Annotated in this window: 2 protein-coding genes; both read right to left on the reverse strand. The window is 68.2% G+C overall.

Features of this window, described 5'->3' with window-relative positions; genetic code table 11:
* Positions 1-56: 56 nt before the first annotated feature.
* Positions 57-1,067, reverse strand: a complete 1,011-nt coding sequence (gap, locus tag ACFVYS_RS43710; protein ID WP_389511441.1) for a type I glyceraldehyde-3-phosphate dehydrogenase — start codon at positions 1,065-1,067, stop codon at positions 57-59.
* A 229-nt stretch (positions 1,068-1,296) separates the two neighbouring features.
* A complete protein-coding gene (locus ACFVYS_RS43715) occupies positions 1,297-4,251 on the reverse strand; it encodes a M14 family zinc carboxypeptidase (protein WP_389511442.1) in 2,955 nt (984 codons plus the stop codon).
* Between the last annotated feature and the right edge of the window lie 124 nt (positions 4,252-4,375).

Below are 4,375 nucleotides of genomic sequence, written 5' to 3' on the forward strand. Positions count from 1 at the left end.
GCGCGTCCCTGCGCCGCCCGAGCCCTGCACTCACATCGAGGTGCCTGATCCGACGATCAGAGCTGGTTGCCGACGAAGACCGTCAGGTCGACGAGGCGGTTGGAGTAGCCCCACTCGTTGTCGTACCAGCCGAGGATCTTCACCGAGTTGCCCTCCTGGACCATGGTCAGGGAGGAGTCGAAGGTGCAGGAGGCCGGGTCGCCGACGATGTCCGAGGAGACGATCGGGTCCTCGGTGTACGTCAGGTAGCCCTTGAGGTCGCCGTCGTCGGAGGCCTTCTTGAACGCGGCGTTGACCTCGTCCTTGGTGACCTCGCGCTGGAGGGTCACGACCAGGTCGGTGGCCGAGCCGGTCGGGACCGGGACGCGCATGGCGATGCCGTCCAGCTTGCCCTTGAGCTGCGGGAGGACCAGGGCGGTGGCCTTGGCGGCACCCGTCGTGGTCGGGATGATGTTCTCGGCGGCGGCGCGGGCGCGACGCAGGTCCGAGTGCGGGAAGTCCAGGATGCGCTGGTCGTTGGTGTACGCGTGGACCGTCGTCATCAGACCCTTGACGATGCCGAAGTTCTCGTCGAGGACCTTGGCCATCGGCGCCACACAGTTGGTGGTGCAGGAGGCGTTGGAGATGACGTGGTGATTGGCCGCGTCGTACTTGTCCTGGTTGACGCCCATCACGATGGTGATGTCCTCGTCCTTGGCCGGAGCCGAGATGAGGACCTTCTTGGCGCCGCCGGCGATGTGCTTCTCGGCGTCGGCCTTCTTGGTGAAGATGCCGGTCGACTCGATCACGATGTCGACGCCCAGGTCGCCCCACGGGATGTCCGCCGGGTTGCGCTCGGACAGCACCTTGATGGTCTGACCGTCGACGGTGATCGTGTCGGCGGTGTGCGACACCTCGGCCTTGAGGCGGCCCAGGATGGTGTCGTACTTGAGCAGATGTGCGGTGGTCGCGGTGTCACCCAGGTCGTTGACAGCCACGATCTCGATGTCAGCACCCTGCTCCAGCAGCGCGCGGAAGTAGTTACGACCGATGCGGCCAAAGCCGTTGATGCCTACGCGGATCGTCACGAACCGATCTCCTCGTTGATACACCGGCTATGCGGTGCCGGCGAGCTGTATTTGGGATGTCCCCGACCACCCACGACCCTACCTCTCCGAGGCCGCCGGAGTGACATCGACTTCGCCCATACACGGCAGGGCGGTCCGTACCCGCCAGTAGGGGTACGGACCGCCCGGACCGGAAGACCCGATCGCTCGATGTGATTACGAACTGTCACACCGAGTTGACAGCCGTTCTTCAGCTCTCAAGTGAGGCGAGCGCCTTCCCGATGAGCGCGATACGGTCGGCCGCCGCGGTGACGTGCTCCAGGCCGAAGCCCAGCAGCACGGTGTCGTCGGTGGTGACCGCTCCGTAGGTCTGGAACAGGGCGCCGGTACGCGTCCAGTCCTTCAGGACCGCCGGGCTGCCCGCGGGCGGACCCGCGGCCCGCCAGGCGCCGAGCGAGGTCTCGAAGCCCTCGGTCCCGGTGGCGGTGCCGCCGACGACCAGCGAGGTGTCGTCCGCCAGGACGCCGTGGCCGCCGCTGCCGGGGTCGGTGACGTAGGCGATCGACACCTCGACCTGCTTGCCCGCGTAACCGCTCAGGTCGAAGTTCACCTGCTGCCAGCCGCTGGAGGCGCCGGTGAGGGCGTTCCAGGAACCGGTGCTGCCGGTCGCGGTGCAGTCGCCCGCACCGAGGGTGAGGTAGTGCCGCAGCCACGGGTGCTCGCCGATGTAGAAGCCGCCGCCGCACTCCGCGGGGACGGCGGTGCTGGTGGCGCCGCCCGCCTCGGGGAGCGTCGTCCAGTCGTCGGCGCCGACCGTGTGGATCTCGACGATCGCGTTGTCGTAGCCGGGCTCGGTGTCCCACAGCAGCTGGGTGCGCAGGGCCGGCTTGCTCGCCGCGCCGACACCGGTGAGGTCGATGGTGCGGGTGAGGCGCTTGTAGCCGTCGTCGGTGTGCACGGCGGCGGCCATGTACGAGCCCGTGAACGGCCCGTACGGGTTGACCGTCCCGGCGAACCGGCCGGCGCCCGCGCTGGCGAACTGCGGATACGCGGAGGCGGGGAGCTCGTCCGAGGTGACGCCGTAGGTGCCCGCCCTGTCGAGCGGGTTGCCTGCCGCCGGGCCGAGGGTCCCGCCGGCGCCGCCGAGCTTGCCGGAGCCGGTGAAGCCGGTGGCGCCGGGGGTCGACGTGCGGGAGTAGGCGCCCAGGTAGTACTGGCTGAAGTCGTTCGACGGGGTGCCGTCACCGAGGTCGACGTTGCCGCCGGCCAGCTCGCCCGCCTCGATCAGCTTGCCGCCCTCGTTGAGGAAGGCGCGCAGTTCGAGCTGGGTCGGATTGCCGGGGGCGCTCGCGCCCGTGTAGTGGACGACCGTGTCGAAGTGGCTCAGCACGCCGAGCGCGTCGGGTGCGCCCTGGGTGGCGACGTCCCAGACGATCGCCTTGCGGCCGTTGGCCTTCAGCGCGTCGACGTAGGTCTGCGCCTGTGTGGCGGCCGTGCCCTCCTCGGCCACGACGAGGGTGTCGGCCTTGGGCCGCGCGGCGACCGTGTAGGTGAAGTGCGCGCTGGAGACCTTCTTGCCGTTCTTGGTCTCACCCGTGAACCAGACCTCGACCTTGTCGCCGGGATCGCCGTCCCGCACCTTGGCCCGGTACTCGTCGTAGTAGAGGTTGTCGTCACCGCCGAAGGTCTCGCCGCCCTTCCAGGCCTTGAGCGCCCGGTCCCGCGTACGGCCGCCGTTGACGCGGTACTTGAGCTCCTTGTCGCGGATCGCCTTGCGTGCGACGACGGAGATCTCCTGGTCGGCGCCGCGCGAGTACGAGGTGGTGAACGGCGCCGGGGTGAAGTCGGCGGCGGACAGACCGACCGAGGACTTCGGCTGGTCGGGGTGTGCCGCGGACTCGGCGACGGAGAGCGCGAACGGGACGTTCTTGGCGAACTCGTCCTGGATCAGCTTCTCGTCGTCCGGGAAGTTGAAGACCGACTGGCAGTCGGCGGCGTTCCACTGGTCGTTCGGGTCGAGGCCGGACGCGGTCTGGCAGGTCGACATCTCGGGGGTGAACATCGCCGTGCCGTTGACGTTCGCCGCGTGCCCGTCGGCCTCGCCGTTGGTCGTGTACAACTCCGAGGAGACCTGCGGGTGGTAACCCGGGACGGCGGAGTTGTCGGGGGTGCCGGCGAGCGCCTTGTAGACGACGTCGTCCGGGGTGTCGGTCGCGACCTGCCAGCCGACGCCGTAGAGCAGCAGTTCGGCGGCGGAGTGGTAGTTGATGCCGTACGTGAACCCGATCCGCTTCTCGAAGGCGTCGAGGGCCTTGGTCTCGGGCTCGGAGCCGGGGCTCGCGCCGCGGTAGGTCTGGCTGGTGGGGTTCGGGGACGAACCCTCGTCGTCGTAACCCCACTTGTAGGGGAAGTTGCGGTTGAGGTCGACGCCGTCGCCGGTGGAGATCGCGCCGTCGCCGTTGACGTCCCGCAGGTTCTTGCGCCAGAGGCGGTTGTCGGTGTTCTCGAAGGTGTAGTCGTAGCCGTCGGGGTTGGCCGACAGGACGAACCACAGCTCGCTGGAGTCGACGATCTTCTTGACGCGCCGGTCGCTCTTGTAGGTGTCCAGGTAGTAGTGCATCAGCCGCCGGGTCATCTCCGGCGTGATCCACTCCCGCGCGTGCTGGTTGGACATGTAGAGGACCGAGGGCTTGGAGCCGTCGTCGGACTTCTTCGCGTTCTTGGTCAGTTTGAGCGCGAGGATGTCCTGGCCTTCGACCGTCTTGCCGATGGAGACGACCTTGGTGAGGCCCGGGTTCTCCTGGGCGGTGCGCAGGATCTCCTCCCGGAGCCCCCCGCTGCCGCTGTACGGCCGGAACACACCGTCGGCGGCGGCCTCCACACGGCTCTCCGCCTTGGCCGAAAGTGTGTGCTCGGTGAGGGCGACACCCTGCTTCCCGAGCTTCTTCGCCTGCTTGTCGGTGAGGTAGACCTCGACCGTCGCGGTGCCCTTCTCGGGCGCCTGCTCGCTGAGTTCGTGACCGTCCTGGCCGGCCGCCAGCAGCAGGGGTACCTGCTGCTTGGTGACCTCGGCGCGGAAGACCTTGACCTCGTCCGCGTCGGGTTTCGGTGTGGTGCCGGGCTGTGCCTGGGCGATGGGTGCGAGTGCCGCTCCGCCGAGCAGCAGCGCGCCGACAGCGAGGATCGATCTCGCTCTTCGTCTCATGAACCCCCCTAGCCTGAGTTCGCCCCAGCAGCGAACTCTGCCAGGCTCATGACAGTTGATGATCCAGTCAAGAGCGCCTCAAAGCCACGCAAACGCCGGTGGTGTCGCCCAAATGGGCGACACC

Source organism: Streptomyces sp. NPDC058295, from assembly GCF_042880655.1.
GTDB classification, from domain to species: domain Bacteria; phylum Actinomycetota; class Actinomycetes; order Streptomycetales; family Streptomycetaceae; genus Streptomyces; species Streptomyces coriariae.